The following is an 18,183-nucleotide window of genomic DNA, read 5'->3' as shown; positions in this document are numbered from 1 at the left end:
GGAGGGATCTTATGTCCGAAAAATCAATTATACGTTTTGAAAATGTCACGCAGACCTATGAAGGTGCCGGCAATGTATTGAACAATGTCAGCTTTGAACTGGAAAAAGGAAAATTCTATACGCTGCTTGGTCCATCAGGCTGCGGGAAAACAACCATTTTGCGCCTGATAGCCGGTTTTGCAACACCGACCAGCGGCGATATCTATATAGAAGGCAAAAAAATGAACACGATTCCTGCAAACCAGCGCCAAGTCAATACGGTGTTCCAGGACTATGCTTTGTTTCCTCATTTGAACGTATTTGAAAACATCGCATTCGGATTGCGCATCAAGAAAGTGAAAGGCCCGGAAGTGGAGCGCCGCGTAAGAGAGGCTTTGGCTTTCGTCAATCTGCAGGGCTATGAACAACGTGAAATCGCAGAGATGTCCGGCGGCCAGCGCCAGCGCGTTGCCATCGCACGTGCAATTGTCAACGATCCTGAAGTCATCTTGCTCGATGAGCCCCTTTCTGCCTTGGATTTGAAACTGCGGACAGAAATGCAGTATGAATTGCGGGAACTTCAGCAACGCCTTGGGAAAACCTTCGTCTTTGTTACCCATGACCAGGAAGAGGCACTTGCCATGTCTGATGAAATTTTCGTCATGAACGCTGGCCAAATTCAACAAAGCGGAACCCCGATGGATATCTATGATGAGCCTATCAACCGTTTTGTCGCCGACTTTATCGGTGAATCGAATATCGTCAGCGGCGTCATGATTGCCGATTATCAAGTTCGTTTTGCCAATAAAGACTTTGAATGTGTGGATGCGGGATTGAATCCGAATGAACAGGTGGAAATCGTCATCCGTCCTGAAGATCTCGAAATCACTACGGCAGGTACCGGCAAAATGGCCGTCACTGTTGATACCCAATTGTTCAGAGGGGTGCATTTCGAAATTTCCACAATTGACGAAGTAGGCAACGAATGGCTCGTCCATTCTACGAAAAAAGTTGAGGTCGGTTCACAGATCGGCCTGGATTTCTCACCAGAAGCGATTCACGTTATGCGTTTGAACGAATCGGAAGAAGCATTCGATGCACGGTTGGAATCCTACGGAGCGGCTGTCAATGAAAGATAACCCATCGCGCCCGTTATACCTTGTCCCTTATTATATATGGATTGCCTTATTCGTTATTGCACCGATTGCCTTGATCTTCTATTTCTCGTTCTTGGATTTGACTGGTGCCTTTACATTGGAAAACTACCAGAACTTCTTTTCTTCCGTTTACCTGCGGATGACATTAAGCTCGTTCTGGTACGCTTTCCTGATTACCGTTATCACAATCCTGATTGCCTATCCAACAGCTTATTGGTTGACTAAGACCAAGCATAAGCAGCTGTGGCTGTTGTTGATCATCATTCCTTCATGGATCAACTTATTGTTGAAGGCTTATGCCTTTATCGGGATTTTCGGATTGTACGGCCCTGCCAACAAACTGCTTCAGACACTCGGAGCAGGCCCGTGGCAGATATTGTTTACAGATTTCAGCTTTATCTTTGTATCGGTTTATATTTTCATTCCGTTTATGGTCTTGCCGATTTTCAATTCGCTGGATAAAATCAATCCGGCATTGATCGATGCTTCACGCGATCTGGGAGCTTCCTCTTTCACGACTTTCAGACGCGTTATTTTCCCTATGGCCATCAATGGAGTGAAATCAGGTGTACAGGCTGTGTTTATCCCTGCCTTGTCGCTTTTTGTCATCACTCGCCTGATTGCTGGAAACAAAGTCATTACACTGGGTACAGCAATCGAACAGCAATTTCTTGTGACACAGAACTGGGGAATGGGTTCGACCATTGCCGTGTTCTTGATCTTGTTCATGATCATCATCATGATGCTGACTGGCCACAAAGAAAAAGGAGGTGCATATAATGGCAAAACTAAGTAAGTCCGCAAAACTGTATTTGGTAGTCGTTTTTGCCATTCTCTATGCGCCGATCTTTTATCTGATCTTTTACTCCTTCAACAGCGGAGGCACCATGTCGAGCTTTGAAGGATTCACTTTGGAGCATTACGGCGCTGTATTCAACGATACGCGGCTGCTGATCATTTTAATGAATACTATCATTATCGCTTTGTTGTCTTCACTTATCTCAACAGCAATCGGCGTTCTTGGCGCAATTGGCATCGTCTTTTTGCGAAACCGCAAAACGCGCAACGCCGTTCTGTCTTTGAACACCATTTTGATCGTCAGTCCGGACGTCATCATCGGGGCATCGTTCCTGATTTTGTTCACGATGATCGGCGTCAAACTCGGCTTTGCTTCTGTCTTGATTTCACACATCGCCTTCAGTATTCCGATTGTGGTGATCATGGTATTGCCAAAGCTGCAGGAAATGAGCGGGTCGCTGATAGACGCTGCGACCGACCTTGGCGCATCGAAACGGGATATTTTGACACGCGTTATCATTCCTTATATCAAGCCGGGTATTTTCGCTGGATTTTTCCTCGCCTTGACTTATTCGCTTGATGATTTTGCAGTTACGTTTTTCGTTACAGGAAACGGTTTCTCGACCTTATCCATTGAGATCTATTCAATGGCCCGTGCAGGGATCACTTTGACCATCAATGCACTTTCCGCGTTGATTTTTGTAGTAACGCTTGGACTGGTCCTCGGCTACTACTTCTTTAATCAACGGGCCGGACAAACCCCTGGAACAGGAGGCGCCAAACTATGAAAGAAATCGTCAGAGCCGCTATAGCCATCCTGCTGGTATCGGCCATTCTCTTATATGTGGTCAACGCCATGGAAAAAAGTTCGGCAACTATTGGCGGAGGCTCCATTTCCGTCTACAACTGGGGTGAATACATCGATCCCGAACTGATCGACCAATTTGAAGAAGAAACCAATATTTCGGTGGTTTATGAAACATTTGATTCAAATGAATCGATGATGACCAAAATTGAACAGGGCGGCACAACTTACGATGTTGCGATGCCTTCTGAATACGCCATCGAAAAAATGAAGGAAAACGACCTGCTGCACCCAATGGACCATGAGCTATTGCCGAATCTTGAGAACATCGATCCGTATTTCCTCGACTTGCCTTTTGATCCAGGCAACGAATACTCGATTCCTTATTTCTGGGGAACAGTCGGGATTGCATTCAATCCGACCTTGTTGGAAGGACAGACGTTCGAAAGTTGGGATGATTTATGGAATCCTACACTCGAACAGGAAGTGATCCTTGTCGACAGTGCGCGTGAAGTCATCGGCATGGGGCTGAACAGTTTAGGCTATTCACTGAATTCGACCGACATGGGTGAATTGCGTGAAGCCACGGATAAATTGAAAACGATGGGCCCGAACGTCAAAGCCATCATCGGTGATGAAATTGTTGAAATGATGCGCCGGGAAGAAGCTGCAGTAGCGGTTACTTGGTCCGGACAAGCTGCCGATATGATGTGGATCAATGAAGACATCGATTACGTGGTCCCTGAGGAAGGCTCGAACTTATGGTTTGACAATATGGTCATTCCAAAGACAGCCGGAAATGTGGAAGGCGCCCACGCATTCATCAACTTTATGCTGGATGCGGAAGTGGCAGCGCAAAATGCGGATTACGTCGGATACTCCACTCCGAACGAAGAAGCGATTGCGTTGATGGACCCGGAAGTTACCGGAGATGAACGATTCTATCCCCCGGAAGAACTTCGGGAGCGCCTTGAAGTCTACGAAAATCTGGGACTTGAAATGCTGGGAATCTACAACGAACTATTCCTGGAATTTAAAATGGATATGGAAAACTGACAGGCAGAACTTTTGCCTGTTTTTTTTGTGGGAATTGGGGTATAGTATGTAGATTCTATAGACTAAAGTTTAGTAATACGAAATAACAATGAAAGAAGGTCTCTTTATGGCCGTAAAATCAAATAAATTCGCACTTTATGTGCTGATGTTCAATATGTTCATTGCCATGAGCGGCATCGGTTTGATCATTCCGATTATGCCAGCTTATCTGGACACTTTCGGCGTGGCTGGCCAAGCTCTCGGCACCCTAATCGCTACATTCGCTTTAGCCCAGTTCCTGTTTTCGCCTTTGTCCGGTCAACTTTCCGATAAATACGGGCGAAAAAAGTTGATCATCTTTGGATTGATCGTTTTCGGTCTATCCCAACTGGCATTCGGGCTCGCTTCCCATCTGTGGATTTTGTACCTTGCCCGTTTCTTCAGCGGACTCGGTGCTGCATTCCTGATCCCCCCGATGATGGCCTTTGTTGCTGATATCACAACGTTTGAAGAACGTGGAAAAGGAATGGGGCTGCTCGGAGCTTCCATGTCGCTCGGCTTTATGATCGGGCCGGGAATCGGTGGGTTTCTCGCCGAAGTCAGCATCCAGTTTCCTTTCTACGTTGCAACGGCAGTGGCACTCATTGCTGCATTTATTTCTTTTGTCGTGTTGCCGAATGTCGCACCTACTGTACAGGCTGCAGATCAAAAATCCGAAAACCTGCTCCAGCAGCTCAAGCGTTCTACTTACACCCCTTACTTCGTCATGCTGCTGGTCATGTTCATTTTCGCTTTCGGTTTGGCTAATTTCCAATCGACCATCGCATTATATGCAGATAAGAAGTTTGGTTTCACACCGAAAGAAATTGCTATTCTGATTACAATCGGCGGATTTGTCGGTGTAGTGGTCCAAACTTTTGTCATTGATAAGCTCTTCAAACGTTTTGGTGAAATGAAAGTTATCCTTGTCAACTTGCTGGTTTCTGCAGGAGCCATGATCGGCATTTTGTTTGTCAGCTCGTTCTGGGCCATCCTTCTGGTGGCTGCGGTCTTTTTCACTGCCGCCTCCCTGTTGCGGCCGGCCATCAATACGCTCATCTCCAAACTGGCTGGCGATGAACAAGGATTTGCAGCCGGTATGAACAATGCCTACATGAGCCTCGGCAATATGATCGGTCCGGCACTCGCCGGCATCCTTTTCGACATCAACATGAGCTATCCGTATATATTAGGGACCGCCATCTTGATCACTTGTTTTTTCATTGCCAATACATGGTCGATGCGGAAACAGCAGCTCTTGGCTACCAGCCGGAGCTGAAACATTAAATTAAGAGCAAAATATTTTACTTCCTTAAATCAAAAAGCGAAAAAGAGTCAATTCCTCTTTTTCGCTTTTATTAATTGATCAATTGCCGCAGGAGAAGAGTCCTCTTCTTTAGCGGCTTTTCTTTTTTTTATGAGTTTCGGCAGACCAAAGCGTCGGAGTGTGATGTCTGTGAAGAACAGAAGCATCCCCGCCAACAGCAGCCACAATTGAATCGGGCGGACCGTACCGCTGGTATAAGGCATGTCACGGAACGCTTCATCCAGTGTACCCAATACTTGCCCTCCTGTCCGTTCAGCCAAGGCTGTCAAAAGAGGCATATTGGCTGATGCCGTTCGGTATTCATCGCCGTATGGAATAGTCAGCCCTGTTTTAAAGGCCGCTCCGTTTTCATTGCTGACGCTGAAAAAGACCAGTCCCGGATCGGCATCCAACTTGACTTCAACTTTTCCAGGTGCCACCGGCTCTGTCTGCAGTGGAATGTCATTGCCTTCTTCGTCAACTGCCGCCACCGTCAAGATCGCAGAACTCTGTGTAGGATCTTCTACCGTGTAGACTCCTTGTTCTTTCCGAATGACCGAATAAGGAATCTCTTCAAATGTAGGCTGCAATTCAGCCACGCTGCGGTTCCAGAAATCCGGCCACTGAGCCCAGCTTTGGAAGTCCCCACTCCATGCACCACTGCCGGAAGTGAAAGCAACCGTTTTTCCAAGGCCGTAATTCCAGCTCGCCAGCACAGGATCGCCTTCTTCACTCTCCAGTGCAACGGTTGCGGTACTCTTGGCTGTAGTTGCAATATAGGCATTGAGTTGCGGAACACCTTCTGCAAATAAATCATCCCATTTGCTGCTGTAAACGATCGGGTAAAACGGTTGATCGACAATGTAAGTCCGCGACATCATGATAGTTTCACGCGACAGGATGGCAGGAATCGTAGTAGCATCCGTCACATCATAGAAACGCCCACTTCCTGTGTCCGCCAACTGTTCCAGCAGATTGCGGTCAGCATCTTGTCCGATCGACACTGTCGACAAGGTGATGTTATTGTCTTTGCCATTTTCAATCAACGCGTCATAGTCATTTGATGTAGCAGATTGGCCATCCGTCAATAGAATGATGTGTTTCCGCTGCAGTTTCAAATCTTCCAATTCCATATAAGCCTTTTGCAAAGAACGATAGATTTCAGTCCCGCCTCCTGGCGTAATTCCCAAGACCTTATCCACCGCGGCCTGCGGATCGGCCATTTTGGCAGTCGGCAAAATTTCCCATGGCTGGTCATCAAATGCGATGACGCCCAAGGTATCATCCGGACGCAGCAATTCGATAGAGCGGGCTGCCGCTTCTTTGGCGAGCTCCAACTTCATTCCCATCATGCTTCCTGAACGGTCCATCACAATCATGAGGCCTAGTGAAGGCAATTCATGTTTGCCTTGGACTTCCATTTCCACCGGCAACAGGCGTTCAATCGGCGTCTTGAAATAACCTCCCAACCCAAAACTTTGATCGCCGCCGACCATCATAAAACCGACACCGAATTGCTGGACAGCTTGTTCAATAATGGCCATCTGCTGTTCACCGACAGAAGTTCCTGATACGTTGTCGAAAATAATGGAGTCATAACGAAGAATAGCGGATAAGCTGCTCGGCAGTTCAGCGCCAGAGAGTTCGGTTACACGCAAATTATTTGTGTCCAATAAAGCGGCAATCGGACTCGGCTCTCCGCCATTGACCACCAGTACTTCCGGATTGCCGGAAACTTCCGTAATGCTCGCCAATGAATTGTTCTCGAGAAAAGCATCTTCAGCAGCCTCCAAACGCACTTCATACTTCAGCAAGCCTTCCGAACTGGCCGGATAGGTATAATTGAAGACATTTTGGCCTTCTGCCAAGGAGATCTCTTTTGCATCCAAATCGCGGTCGTTAACCGAAAAGATCAATTTTGCCTGAGCTTCTGCATCTGAATCAATGGAGACAGAAAATGCCTGTGCCTCTCCCAAAAATGCCCGTGAAGGCGTTTCAAAGCGGCTGACGGCCATATCGTTCACTGCAGATTGTTCGATGGGCCAAACATCCACTTGCAAACGGTCCGATTCTAGGCGATTCAAGCTTTCGATGGCAGAAGATTGTGTTTCATTGCCATCAGTCAAAACCACCAACCGTGTCGCAAGGTCTGTGTCTCCACTATTTGAAGCCAGCTCCAGTGCCCGGGCGATATTGGTATGGCCGTTCTGGCCGATCGCCAGTTCCGCAGGCAAAGTCTGAGGTTCTGCTGTCATCGGCAGAAGGCTCAGGAAATCCTCGGCGAATGTATAGACGGCAACCGACTGATGATCTTTTTGAGCGTTTAAAGCTTTTTCCACTGCTGCCGCCATTTCGGTCTCCATTCCTTCAAGAGACGCCGATCGGTCCAACAGGAAAATCACTTGTTCTTCTTTTACCGGACTGAACAGCGATGGCCCCGCCAAGGCGAAGATCAATAAAGCCACCACGAATACACGAAGAATAAAAACTGTTTTCGCCATTTTGGAACTGGCAGGAAAATTCTTTAAACCAAACCAGCCAAAGTAGAGGGCGGCAGGAAGGAGCAAAATCAGCCAAAGCGGTTCATCGAGTTGCAATTCCACGGCGGTACACCTCCCATTCCACAGCAACCAGCAGCAAAATCAACACAATAATATACGGCACGAAAGAAAAACGGACTGTGTCCTGGGCGGTTGTCGCCAGCCCCATCGCATAGGAAGAACCGGCTCCCAACGTCTTCTCTTCATTTGCCAGCTGAACAATCATGTTCCTGGTCTCTTGTTCACCAATCACTTCATAAACTCCTGGTTCAGACGGTGAAATAAACGGGCCGCTGCCTTCTATATAAGAATAGAGGTAAGTGCCATCTTTAAAGATTTCCCATTCTCCTGTATCGGAAGCGAGAGAAACCGAGCGATGTTCGTTGGGCTGAAAAAATCCGAGAAACGCTGCATCTCCAGATAAACTATCCATCGCGCTCCAAAGAAATAACGGAAATGACGGATACAGCGGCCAGTCGGTCAACTGAATATCCGTCAGCACGGCAATATCGCCTTCAGGAGACACTTGAATGAAAGGATGCCCATCAATCGACGCAATTGTTTCGAACCCTTCAAAAGGTGGATACAGCTGGGATACATAGACATCTTCCAAAGAAGCGTAAGTAAAGAGCGGATGCGCTTGTGCTTCAATTTCTCCGGCTACTTCGAAAGCTTTTTCATCATTACGGCCAATCAGTAGAACCGGCGCTGTTCCATCCAATAATTCGCTTTGGTTGGTAACCAGCGGCAGTGCTGAATCCGGTTCTAACTGGACCGACTCTGCCAGGTGAACTTCCAAATCCGTTGAACGGAACCCGCTGGCGATCAGTTCATGCAATGATGAGTCAATCACGACCGCATTTCCTGGCGGCGCCAGATAAGTCGCCATTGTGTTATCAGCCGCATAATCATCTTCCACTTCTACAGTCGCCTGCCACAACTTTTCATTGGGCAGCTCTTCGAAAGGAACAAGCAATTCCATTGAAGGCTCCAGCTCTACTTCCGCTGTCTTCTCTATGTTGCCTGCCGATAGACGGACTGTCGCCTGCAGGGGATCTTCACTGTTGTTTACCAGCTGGACGATGCCCCGTGCACCCGCTTCAGTCTCTGATAGACCGAACTGCTCAATGGAAACATTGCGCAGTGATTCATTAAATCCGTGGACTTGATAACGTTGGCCGGTTTTGTTGGCCAGTACAGCACGGTCCAATGAATCCGTAAAAATATGAATGACCGTTGATTCGTTGGCTGCAAGCGTATCAGCAAACAAAATTGTCTGTTCCATTTCAGCCTTTTCATACCTTACTTCCAGTTGGTCAATCGCCCGCTCCAAAACTCTTTGGTCCTGTTCATTGCGGACCACTACTTCTGGACTGGCTCCTGTCGTGACGATAGTGACGGGTTTCCCTCCAGCTTGGGCTGCCAACTTTTTCATTTCCTCCTGCTGCTTTTCAAAATGTGTGGGGGAACCCGCAAGCATCGTCGCCGATGTGTCGACGACAAAGATAAAGTTATTGCCTGCCAGCGTTTCCGACTCGCTGAACGGCCCCAATAATCCCAGTACACAAAACAGGAGAGCCGCCAGCTGCAAATAAAACAATAAATGATGCTGCAATTTTTTCAGGTACGGTGAAGCTTTCAGCTCTTTCATCCGTTCCTGCCAGAACATTGTTGATGACACGCGCTGGTCCTTGTATTTTTTCCTGAAGAAATAATAGAGGATCACGGCCAACGGCATAACTGCTGTCCAGATCATTCCCCAATTCGATGCCCCCATGCCGTTTCACCTCATTTAATCCAATTTTTCCGAACCATCTGCTGAAACAGCACCTGCTCGATTCCTTCTTCTGTCTGCAACGGCAAATAAGCGATTCCATATGTTCGGCAAAGCGATTCCAGCCCTTTGGTGTGAAGCTCACTTTGCTTCCGGTATGCGCGAAGCGCTTCTTCTGTAACCGTGACGTTCAATACCTGCTGGGTTTCATCATCGATAAAACGAAGATCTCCTTTATACGAAGGTGACCGTTCGTCTTCCGTCGTAATATGGATAAAGCGGATATCATGCGCATAAGCAGGAGCCTGTTTGAAGAATACCTGCCAGTCTTCCAGCGGTTCCAATCCATCCGATAGGATGAACAATACCGTCGAGTCTTTTGCTGCATGAAAACTTGCCTGTTTTGCGAATGACAGATTTTCGGGATCCGGCATAGAAGCCATAAAATGCTCGAATAACTTTCTGGCCGACTTCCCTTTTTTCCGAAAAGGAATCGTCTCTTTTTGTCCAGCCGAAACCGTCAGGCGGTCATCGTTCGACAACGCCATCAGACCCAAAGAAAAGGCCAGCTGTTTGGCAAACAGCCATTTGCTGTCCATTGACTTGGAGCTGTCTAACAAGATGTGGATACGCATTTCCTGTTCATCCAAAAACCGTTTGATATAGACCTTTTCAGTCCGTGCGTATACATTCCAGTCAATGTGGCGGACATCATCTCCTGGATGGTATTCCCGAAAATCGGAGAAATCCAGCGAACTGCCAAACCGCATAGAACGATGTGACCCTTTATGGTGGCCCCTGATTTTTGCCTTTGTTCCAATGGCATAACGGCTCACACGTGAACCCCAATCGGCAGGCAGATTCAACAACATCATTTGACAACGCCTTTTCCAGCATTGCTGAGCACCAAGTCAATCAACTCGTCCGCTTCTTTGCCCATCGCTTCAGCTTCGTAATTCAACAGCATGCGATGCCGAAGTACCGGTTTGGCCACATACTTCAAATCACCGATCGATACATGATAGCGTCCTTCCATCAAGGCACGCGCCTTAGCCAATCGAATCAGGCTCTGCAAGCCGCGTGGTCCACTTCCATACTGGACATATTGCTGGATTGCTTCGTGCTCTGAATGCTCAGGATGGGTATTTTGTATAATATCCACAGCCACCATTAAAATATCATCTGCCATCAGCACTTCTTTTACCATCTGTTGCGCCTCGACCAACCCTTCTGTATTCATCTTTTTGCTGAGGCTGATCGTTTGGGCTCCTGTCGTTCGGCGGCTGATTTCAGCCAATTCGTTGCGTGTCGGATAAGAAACCAGTATTTTGCATAGGAAGCGGTCCATTTGTGCTTCCGGCAACGGATAGGTTCCTTCCATTTCAATCGGATTCTGTGTTGCCAATACAAAAAATGGGCGTGCCATCTTTTTCGTATCGCCAAGAATCGTCACTGTTTTTTCTCCCATCGCCTCAAGCAATGCACTTTGTGTTTTAGGAGTAGCCCGGTTAATTTCATCAGCCAATACCATTTGGTGGAATATTGGCCCTTCCCGGAACGTAAACTGCTGGCGCCCTTCTGCATCCCGCTCAATCAGACTGGTCCCTGTAATATCCGATGGCATCAAATCAGGAGTAAACTGGATTCTTGAAAACGACAAATCGAGTACGTCCGAAATGGTCCGGATCAGCATCGTCTTGCCAAGCCCGGGAAGCCCTTCTAGCAAGGCATGGCCATCCGCTAGAATCGCGTATAAAGAAAACTCGACAGCCCGTTCCTGGCCGACGATAAAGCGTCCAATTTCTTCTTTGACTTCCTGAAGCAATTGGCTCATTTCTGTAAATTGATCCGTTGTGTATGTCATGAGAACCCTCTTTTCTATTTGTCGGTTTCAATATCCGTAAAGTATTGCTCTACAATGGTCTGCAGATCAGGCGGCAATTGTAGACGGTCCGCGCTTGAAAAATAGGCATCCGAATAATCGCCCACGACCTCTTCATATGGCTGGATTGTGCCTTTGGTGGCAGGAACGGCTCCTTGCTGCTCTCCCGCTGCCTTGCCTTCGCCAATTTCGCCACTGTCCACTGCCGTTTCTCCTTGACCGCCAATTCTGGATGGGACGGTCAATAAATCCCGACTGCCTTTGCCCTTCCCGGCCCCCTGGCCTTGTCCTTGACCCTGGCCTTGTCCCTGGCCTTGTCCCTGACCTTGTCCTTGTCCTTGTCCTTGTCCTTGTCCTTGTCCTTGTCCTTGGCCTTGTGCCTGGCCTTGGCCCTTACTCTCACCTTCGCCTTCTTTTCTTTCTTCATTATCGGATGATTGGCCGTTTGCATCGGAACTGCCGGCGTCACCTGTTCCCTCAGATGATTTGCCGGTTTCAGATTCACTTGGATTTTCTTGTGTTGATTGTTCACGGTTAGCGATGGTCTGCTGCAGAGGAAATGCTACCGGTTTCCCCATATTGCTCAAAGCTGTTTGGGTTTTTCCGGCTTGTCCAGCTAATTGATCAGCAGCTTTCCCAATGTCTTTGGATATTGCTTCGGCACTTGCATCCTTTTTTTCAGCCAGTTGCCGTTCCTTCAAGTCCAGTTCTTTTTGCTTTTTCACCACTTCTCTCAATACCGCTTCAGGGTCTTTTTCATCTTCAATCGTTGTTTTTAATGTATCCAATTCTTTTTTCACAATTTCTGTTTCTGCCTGTTTATTCATTTCATCGACTTCTTTTTTTATGTCTTCCACCAATTCGAGCTCTTTTTCTACGTCATTCGCCTGGTTTTGCAAATTGCTCGGAAAGATCAGGAGCAGCACCATTAAAGTCGCACTGACGACAGCCCCAATCAACCACTTGGGCCGCAGCCAGGCTTTGCGTTCTTTACGGAACAACTGATAGCTGAAAGGAACGGTTTGTGCAGTCTTTTTAGTCAACTCTTCCGCTAAAGGATTTTTTTCGGTCAGCCTCCACACCGTCAGCAGCTGATTATGTGGTGTGAACCGGTCCAACTCCTGAACTGCCTGCTGAAGGTTCGGCAAGTTTTTGAACGACAGTAATAGCCAACTTCCTACAGCAAAAAATCCCGCAGCATATGCATAAAATTCATAATAAGGAAGCACAAACAAGCGCGACACCAACAGCAGAGCCACTGCCAAAACAAGGCCTGCAACTAAAGCGGACTGCAGAGTGCGGCTAAAATGGAGCATTTTCAATAGCTTGTCTGTCTTTTTGACATACTTATGGATGTCGCGATTGTTCATGGGAATCCCTCCTTATTTGTATTTATTCATATTAACGCGAAGCTTTTTGACCGCCATGAAAATGCAGAAAACAGTCAGCAGAATATAAAAAATCGTATAGCCGATCCATAGTGGAACCGGAATCATCGTCAAGCTCTGCAACTGCCCTTCCATCGTCGGCTGCAGCAAAGTCAGCAGCACCGCCGGCGGGTTGATGGTGGCCCAGAAATGAGCCATCGGCGACATAGACGGTGCCGCAGTGCCCATTTGAGATACTTGGACCGAAATCAGCAGGAAAAATGCAGTGACGCCGGCAAAGAAGATCATTGCCCCATAGGTCGCAATGATCGCGACAATCGTTTTACGGATTAATGTGGAAAACATGACGCCGATGCTGGCTAATGCCAACAGTGTCAGCAGATAAAACAGGAAAATGAAAAGCAATTGGCTGGGAGAAACCCCTCCGTACAAGAATACCAGACTGTATATAGGCAGCCCAGATACAATCATCAGCAGCAGAAAAGCGATGGATGATGTCATCTTTCCAAAAATGATTTGGAAAGATGTTTGAGATGTTGTCAGCAGAATATTCAAGGTCTGTTTTTCACGTTCCGAACTGATGGTTCCTGCAGTCAATGCGGGAGTGATGAATAAAATCAGCCCTAGCTGGATATAGGTCATGCTGCTGAACAGCATAAAGCTTTCATCAGGACGGAAGAATCCGCTTCCCGTCAGCGAGGTGGCCAAAAAGATGAAACCGAAAACAAAAACGCTCATGGCTATCAAATAGAACAGGATGCCCGTAAAACTTTTCAAATTACGGAAACGCAATTTAAGTTCCTTAATTAATACTGGATTGGCAGAAAGAGTTTTCATCCAATTTCCACTCCTTTTGTGATCGCCATAAAGACATCTTCCAGATCGGTTTCTTCTTCTGAAAATGACAGGATCGGAATTTTTTGTTCAATTGCCTGTTGCAGCATCCGCATTTGGTCTTCTTCTGCTCCCCGGTAGAAAAACTGAATCGTGTTTTTGTCACGCTGTTCTTCAATCTGAGAAACGAAGGGATCCATTTCAAAAAATGGAACAACCGGCTGTGTATCTCCCATTACTTTAACGCGCAGCACTTTTTCGCTTTGCAGTTGCGCTTGAATATCATGGACAGAGCCTTGTGCAATCAATCTGCCATTATCGATAACGCCGATGCTGTCGCACATTTCTGCAAGCTCGGGAAGGATATGGGAAGAAATCAGGATAGTTTTGCCCATCGCTTTCAGCTCTCTTAAAATATCCCGCATTTCTACACGGGCACGCGGGTCAAGACCGGAAGCCGGTTCATCAAGAATCAGGATTTTTGGATCATGGATCAAGGCACGGGCCAAACATAGCCGTTGCTTCATTCCTCTCGACAACAAATCGACATAGTCATACCGCTTGTGCTCCAAATTTACCAATTCCAAAAGCTTCGGAATCAATGCAGCCCTTTCTTTCGGCTTGATGCCATAGCTCGCCCCATAAAAATCCAAGTACTCTTCAGTTTTCAGCTGATCGTAGACACCGAAGAAATCCGGCATATAGCCGATCTGTTTTCTGACTTCCTGAGGATTTTTCGTGACGCTTATTCCATTGATGAATGCGTCACCCGATGTCGGCTGCAAAAGAGTCGCCAAAATCGAAAAGGTGGTTGATTTCCCAGCGCCGTTCGCACCGACGAATCCAAATACGGTACTGTCTTCAACTATCAGATTCAAGTCCTGCAGCGCATAAAAAGAACCATATTTTTTAGTTAATCCGATGGTTTCAATCACGGGGTAATCACTCCTTTCAATTTAACTTTCGGTACGACTACTTCAGGATTCCCCGAATTCATGGACATTTTCAGCTTCAATTTAATCGTCCCTTCCGGCCCCACATAATTTTTAGCCGTATCGGTGAATTTTTTATTGGAATCCGTAATTTCTTCATAATTCCCGGTATCGGCATTCAAAATGGAAACGCTCAAGCTTTGCCCTGAAGTAATGACAGACAGCTCATCCCAGGCAGATTTGTCCTTCTCGATATCCTCAGGCAGCGTGTAGATCATGTCATACTCGCCTTCTTCCAAATAATACAGGTAGGGGTCGGTTGAGACGTTTTCAGAATAGGCATTAGTGGTGGTCCCGGTGATTCCCATCCCAAAAGCATCAGCATTTAGCGTGATTTCTCCACTTAAGGACAATTTCGGTTTAAAGCTTTGCGCAATCAAATGAATGGAATCCACTGAAGCACGCTGGTTTTCAAGAGTAATTGGAACGATGGCATCTTTTGTATAAGCAATCACATAAGGCGTTTTGCCGTTCTGTGACATCTGTTCATAGGACGTCGAGAGCAAAGTCTGGCGTCGGGCTTTTTCCAGTTCTTTCAGATCCGCTATCGGCATATAGCCATAGGATTGGCCGATAGCAGCGGCAGGCGACAAAATAGCTGACTGGATTTTCTCGTCCACTGCTAGTTCCTGTTCTGGGTTCAAATCGCCCAGATCCAAAAGGCGTGTCCCTGTCCAAATTGAGACGTCTTCGACAGCGAATGGAAAATTATTACGGATTGTTCCTGAAATTTTTTCTTCAGCCACTTCCAAGTCGATGGTGAAATCCCCACTGTTTTCAATATACGACTGGCCCATGATGGACTCTACAGACCAATAGCGCATATCACGCAAAGTCATTTGGTTGTTGGCAGCCCCTTTCTCCATCATTGCAGAAAGGTAAGGCTGTGTGCCTGAAAATTCACTGGCCATGCGATAAGTCATGGTGGTCGATGAAGGTGCAGTGAATTGATAATTACCGCCGCGGTTTGACAACAAAGAATTGACATAATAACCGTTCAATCCGCTGTCCACGTCCACTTCAAAAAAACCGGTCTGCTGAATCTGCGGATTGCCTATCCGATCTTTGGCACCATATGCGAAGAGCCCGATCGAGGTCAGTAAAGCGACTCCTGGAATGATGAACCAGGCATATTCCCGTTTGTCTTTTTTCTTCAAGACAATGTAAAGAACAGGCACAATCAAGAGGATATAAAGCAAAATGACAGCAAGGATAAACGGACGTGACACAGCAAAGCTGTCGAATAGCTCGTTGACATCCCCCACCTCATAGCTCATGTAATCAAGGATCGATTGGCCGCCCATAGAATTGTATGCATTCAACGACGTCGGAAAGAAGTTCGACATCATCTTGCTATAGCCCTTTTGGGCAGAAACCGTTTCATCTCCAAGAGAAAAGCTCAGCTGCGTCAAACTTCCGGTACCCACTGGCTGGGTCGCAGCAAAAACCTGCCCATCTTTCTGCAGCTTGACAGCGGCTCCTTCTCTAGCAACCGCTTCGTATGCAGGTACTGGCTTCTCCAACCCTGGAACGGCTGCTTCAATCGAATTCCCCAGTTCCAATGGCAAGTATTCACTTAAACTGCCAAGTTCAGCTTCTGCGCTGCTGGATGAACCGACGATCATGTTGCCGCCTTGCTGCATCCATTGCAGAATTGCCTGTTGTGCCGGATCCGGCAAATCACTAAAGGCAAACTCATCAATGACCAAGTAATCGATCATGTCCCAAGCCTGTGCTTCGGTCGGCAATGAGAAGTTTTTTAATTGATTCAGATGAAACACTTCCACTCCTTCGCTTGCCGGAACCGCCAGTTGCTTCAACGGCAACAGACGGTCCGGATTATCCGTCAAGGTGGCTACAAATAACGTCATGGGCGAATAATAGGAAGGCTGGACCATCTTTGCACCTTTGAAGGCAATGGATTTTCCGTCTTCCCAGCCACCTTCAAATACAAAGATGTTCTGGTCTCCTGGACCTCCTGTGTAATACATATCCGACAATCCGGATGAGGCAATCTGCAAGGTCTTGCTTTCGCCTTCAGCCAGCTCGATCGGCATCGCCAGACCGGCCCCAAGATTGTAGGTTTCAGAATAGCTCAGCACGAGGTCTCCGGAAAATGCAGAGCCTTGATTGGTCACTGTAAATTGCAGCGGCAGCCCTTTTTCGTACTTGACCTTATTTTGAAAACCGGCGCTGGAATCCACCGTGATTTGCGGTGCTGCCAATGTTACCTGCGGCACAATAAACAAACTGATAAATAATGCAAAAACCAAAAATGCCAGCAAGCGTTTGTGCATGTTGATCCCCCTTTTTCTTGTCTCTTTATTAGTACGCTGGCTAAGTTAAATAGTTCCATTTTCTCATAACAATTTTTCAGTTATTTTTAACGAAGAAGTGCTTGTTGCAGTACCCGTAAAATAGGAAGACAGGCATCTCGTTGTAACGCCTTTTTTCCTGGGCTGGCGGTTAAACGTCCATCCTCTCTCCCTTCCTATTTTTCTCCATAAAAAAAGAACGGCAGCCTAAGCTGTCCGCCCTACAATTCTGACATGAATCCATGGATAAACCCTGGCATTAAGTCCAGAATTTTTTCATCCGGATCCAGTTTCGCGTGATGCAATCCATAAGGTGAAGAAACTCCTGCCCAAAACATCAGTCCTGGCAGCTGTTCGGTAAAGTAACCAAAATCTTCGCCTGTCATAGCCGCTTCGCTGCGAATGGCTTGAACGCCTTCAGATTCGCTGGCATAACGGAGAAACTTCTCCGCCAGTGCCTCGTTATTATTGACTTCCAAATACCCTGAACCGTAATCGATGGTGACCTTGCAATGATTGGCTTCTTCGACAGCCCGGCAGATAGCTTCAATCCGTCGCTTCATATGAACCATGGATTCACTGTTCAGCGTACGGATTGTCCCTTCCAAACGTGCATGCTCAGCAATAATATTTTGCACCGTTCCGGCAGTCATTTTGCCGACCGTCAGAACGGCAGAGTCCATCGGATTAACAGTTCGGCTGACGATGGTCTGCAGCTGAATCAATAACGAAGCAGCAGCAACGGCCATATCTTCCGTCAAATGTGGATAGGCTGCATGGCCGCCTTTGCCCCGGAGGTCGATAAACAGCTCGGACGTATTGGCAAACAGCAAACCTGGCCGGGTGCCGACTGTACCGACCGGCAGCTCAGGCGCAATATGCAGCGCACAAATCACGTCCGGAAGAAAATCCGGTTTGTCATTTTTCAGCCATTCACGAAATGGCAATGCTCCTCCTGGACCTTCTTCTGCAGGCTGAAACAAAATCACGGCATCATCCTTGATGGGTTTGTCAATCAGCTTTTCAAGCAACCCGAGTGCTACCGCCATATGGACATCATGTCCACAGGCATGCATATATCCGGGATGAGTCGATTTGAAATCGAATCCGGTCTCTTCTGTAATCGGCAGAGCATCGATGTCCGTACGCCAGCCAATCCGCTTCTTGGGATGGCTGCCCCGCACTTTAACCGCGATGCCGGTACGCCATTCCACCACTTCCAGCCGCTCTTGAGGCAATCGCGAAATGGCTTCCAATAGATAAGCCTGTGTTTTAACTTCCTGAAAACCAATTTCCGGAATTTGATGCAGATCTCTTCTGATTTTCACTAATTCCATTG

Annotated in this window: 14 protein-coding genes; 5 read left to right on the top strand and 9 right to left on the bottom strand. The window is 47.2% G+C overall.

All coding sequences use genetic code 11. The annotated features are described in order from the left end of the window. Positions 1 to 11 precede the first annotated feature (11 nt). The 5 genes from H9630_RS02675 to H9630_RS02655 all read left to right on the top strand — a co-directional run bounded on the left by H9630_RS02675 (position 12) and on the right by H9630_RS02655 (position 5,092). On the top strand, positions 12 to 1,118 hold the full coding sequence (locus H9630_RS02675; RefSeq protein WP_191713936.1) for an ABC transporter ATP-binding protein: 1,107 nt from the start codon (positions 12 to 14) through the stop codon (positions 1,116 to 1,118). Further along, positions 1,108 to 1,932, top strand: a complete 825-nt coding sequence (locus H9630_RS02670) for an ABC transporter permease (protein WP_191713935.1) — start codon at positions 1,108 to 1,110, stop codon at positions 1,930 to 1,932. The genes H9630_RS02675 and H9630_RS02670 overlap by 11 nt, the downstream gene beginning before the upstream one ends. Continuing rightward, the gene (locus tag H9630_RS02665; protein ID WP_191713934.1) at positions 1,916 to 2,722 is read left to right on the top strand and encodes an ABC transporter permease; all 807 of its coding nucleotides are present in this window, start codon (positions 1,916 to 1,918) and stop codon (positions 2,720 to 2,722) included. The genes H9630_RS02670 and H9630_RS02665 overlap by 17 nt, the downstream gene beginning before the upstream one ends. After that, on the top strand, positions 2,719 to 3,795 hold the full coding sequence (locus H9630_RS02660; protein WP_191713933.1) for an ABC transporter substrate-binding protein: 1,077 nt from the start codon (positions 2,719 to 2,721) through the stop codon (positions 3,793 to 3,795). Before H9630_RS02665 ends, H9630_RS02660 begins: the two co-directional genes overlap by 4 nt. Positions 3,796 to 3,901: 106 nt before the next feature. Beyond that, complete coding sequence (locus H9630_RS02655; protein ID WP_191713932.1) at positions 3,902 to 5,092, top strand: MFS transporter; 1,191 nt, start codon at positions 3,902 to 3,904, stop codon at positions 5,090 to 5,092. A gap of 56 nt (positions 5,093 to 5,148) precedes the next feature. Here H9630_RS02655 and H9630_RS02650 read toward each other — a convergent pair whose 3' ends face one another. The 9 genes from H9630_RS02650 to H9630_RS02610 all read right to left on the bottom strand — a co-directional run bounded on the left by H9630_RS02650 (position 5,149) and on the right by H9630_RS02610 (position 18,181). Next, positions 5,149 to 7,722, bottom strand: coding sequence for a VWA domain-containing protein (locus tag H9630_RS02650; RefSeq protein WP_191713931.1), 2,574 nt, complete (start codon positions 7,720 to 7,722; stop codon positions 5,149 to 5,151). Next, complete coding sequence (locus H9630_RS02645; protein WP_191713930.1) at positions 7,703 to 9,436, bottom strand: vWA domain-containing protein; 1,734 nt, start codon at positions 9,434 to 9,436, stop codon at positions 7,703 to 7,705. The genes H9630_RS02650 and H9630_RS02645 overlap by 20 nt, the downstream gene beginning before the upstream one ends. An 11-nt stretch (positions 9,437 to 9,447) precedes the next feature. Then, positions 9,448 to 10,308: a DUF58 domain-containing protein gene (locus H9630_RS02640; protein ID WP_225218325.1), complete on the bottom strand. Its 861-nt coding sequence runs from the start codon at positions 10,306 to 10,308 to the stop codon at positions 9,448 to 9,450. Next, positions 10,305 to 11,297, bottom strand: a complete 993-nt coding sequence (locus H9630_RS02635) for an AAA family ATPase (RefSeq protein WP_191713929.1) — start codon at positions 11,295 to 11,297, stop codon at positions 10,305 to 10,307. Before H9630_RS02635 ends, H9630_RS02640 begins: the two co-directional genes overlap by 4 nt. A 14-nt stretch (positions 11,298 to 11,311) precedes the next feature. Continuing rightward, on the bottom strand, positions 11,312 to 12,685 hold the full coding sequence (locus H9630_RS02630; RefSeq protein WP_191713928.1) for a hypothetical protein: 1,374 nt from the start codon (positions 12,683 to 12,685) through the stop codon (positions 11,312 to 11,314). Positions 12,686 to 12,697: 12 nt separating this feature from the next. Then, the gene (locus tag H9630_RS02625) at positions 12,698 to 13,540 is read right to left on the bottom strand and encodes an ABC transporter permease (RefSeq protein WP_191713927.1); all 843 of its coding nucleotides are present in this window, start codon (positions 13,538 to 13,540) and stop codon (positions 12,698 to 12,700) included. Beyond that, positions 13,537 to 14,472 carry an ABC transporter ATP-binding protein gene (locus H9630_RS02620; RefSeq protein WP_191713926.1) on the bottom strand — a complete coding sequence of 312 codons (936 nt, stop codon included), beginning with the start codon at positions 14,470 to 14,472 and terminating at the stop codon, positions 13,537 to 13,539. The genes H9630_RS02625 and H9630_RS02620 overlap by 4 nt, the downstream gene beginning before the upstream one ends. Then, positions 14,469 to 16,826 carry a hypothetical protein gene (locus H9630_RS02615; RefSeq protein WP_191713925.1) on the bottom strand — a complete coding sequence of 786 codons (2,358 nt, stop codon included), beginning with the start codon at positions 16,824 to 16,826 and terminating at the stop codon, positions 14,469 to 14,471. The genes H9630_RS02620 and H9630_RS02615 overlap by 4 nt, the downstream gene beginning before the upstream one ends. A 239-nt stretch (positions 16,827 to 17,065) precedes the next feature. Continuing rightward, positions 17,066 to 18,181, bottom strand: coding sequence for an N-acetyldiaminopimelate deacetylase (locus H9630_RS02610; RefSeq protein WP_191713924.1), 1,116 nt, complete (start codon positions 18,179 to 18,181; stop codon positions 17,066 to 17,068). Positions 18,182 to 18,183: the final 2 nt, after the last annotated feature.

Origin of the sequence: Planococcus wigleyi (assembly GCF_014836985.1) — a bacterium.
Classification (GTDB): domain Bacteria; phylum Bacillota; class Bacilli; order Bacillales_A; family Planococcaceae; genus Planococcus; species Planococcus notacanthi.
Note: the sequence above shows the minus strand (reverse complement) of the source record. Positions and strands in the feature narration are given on the sequence as shown.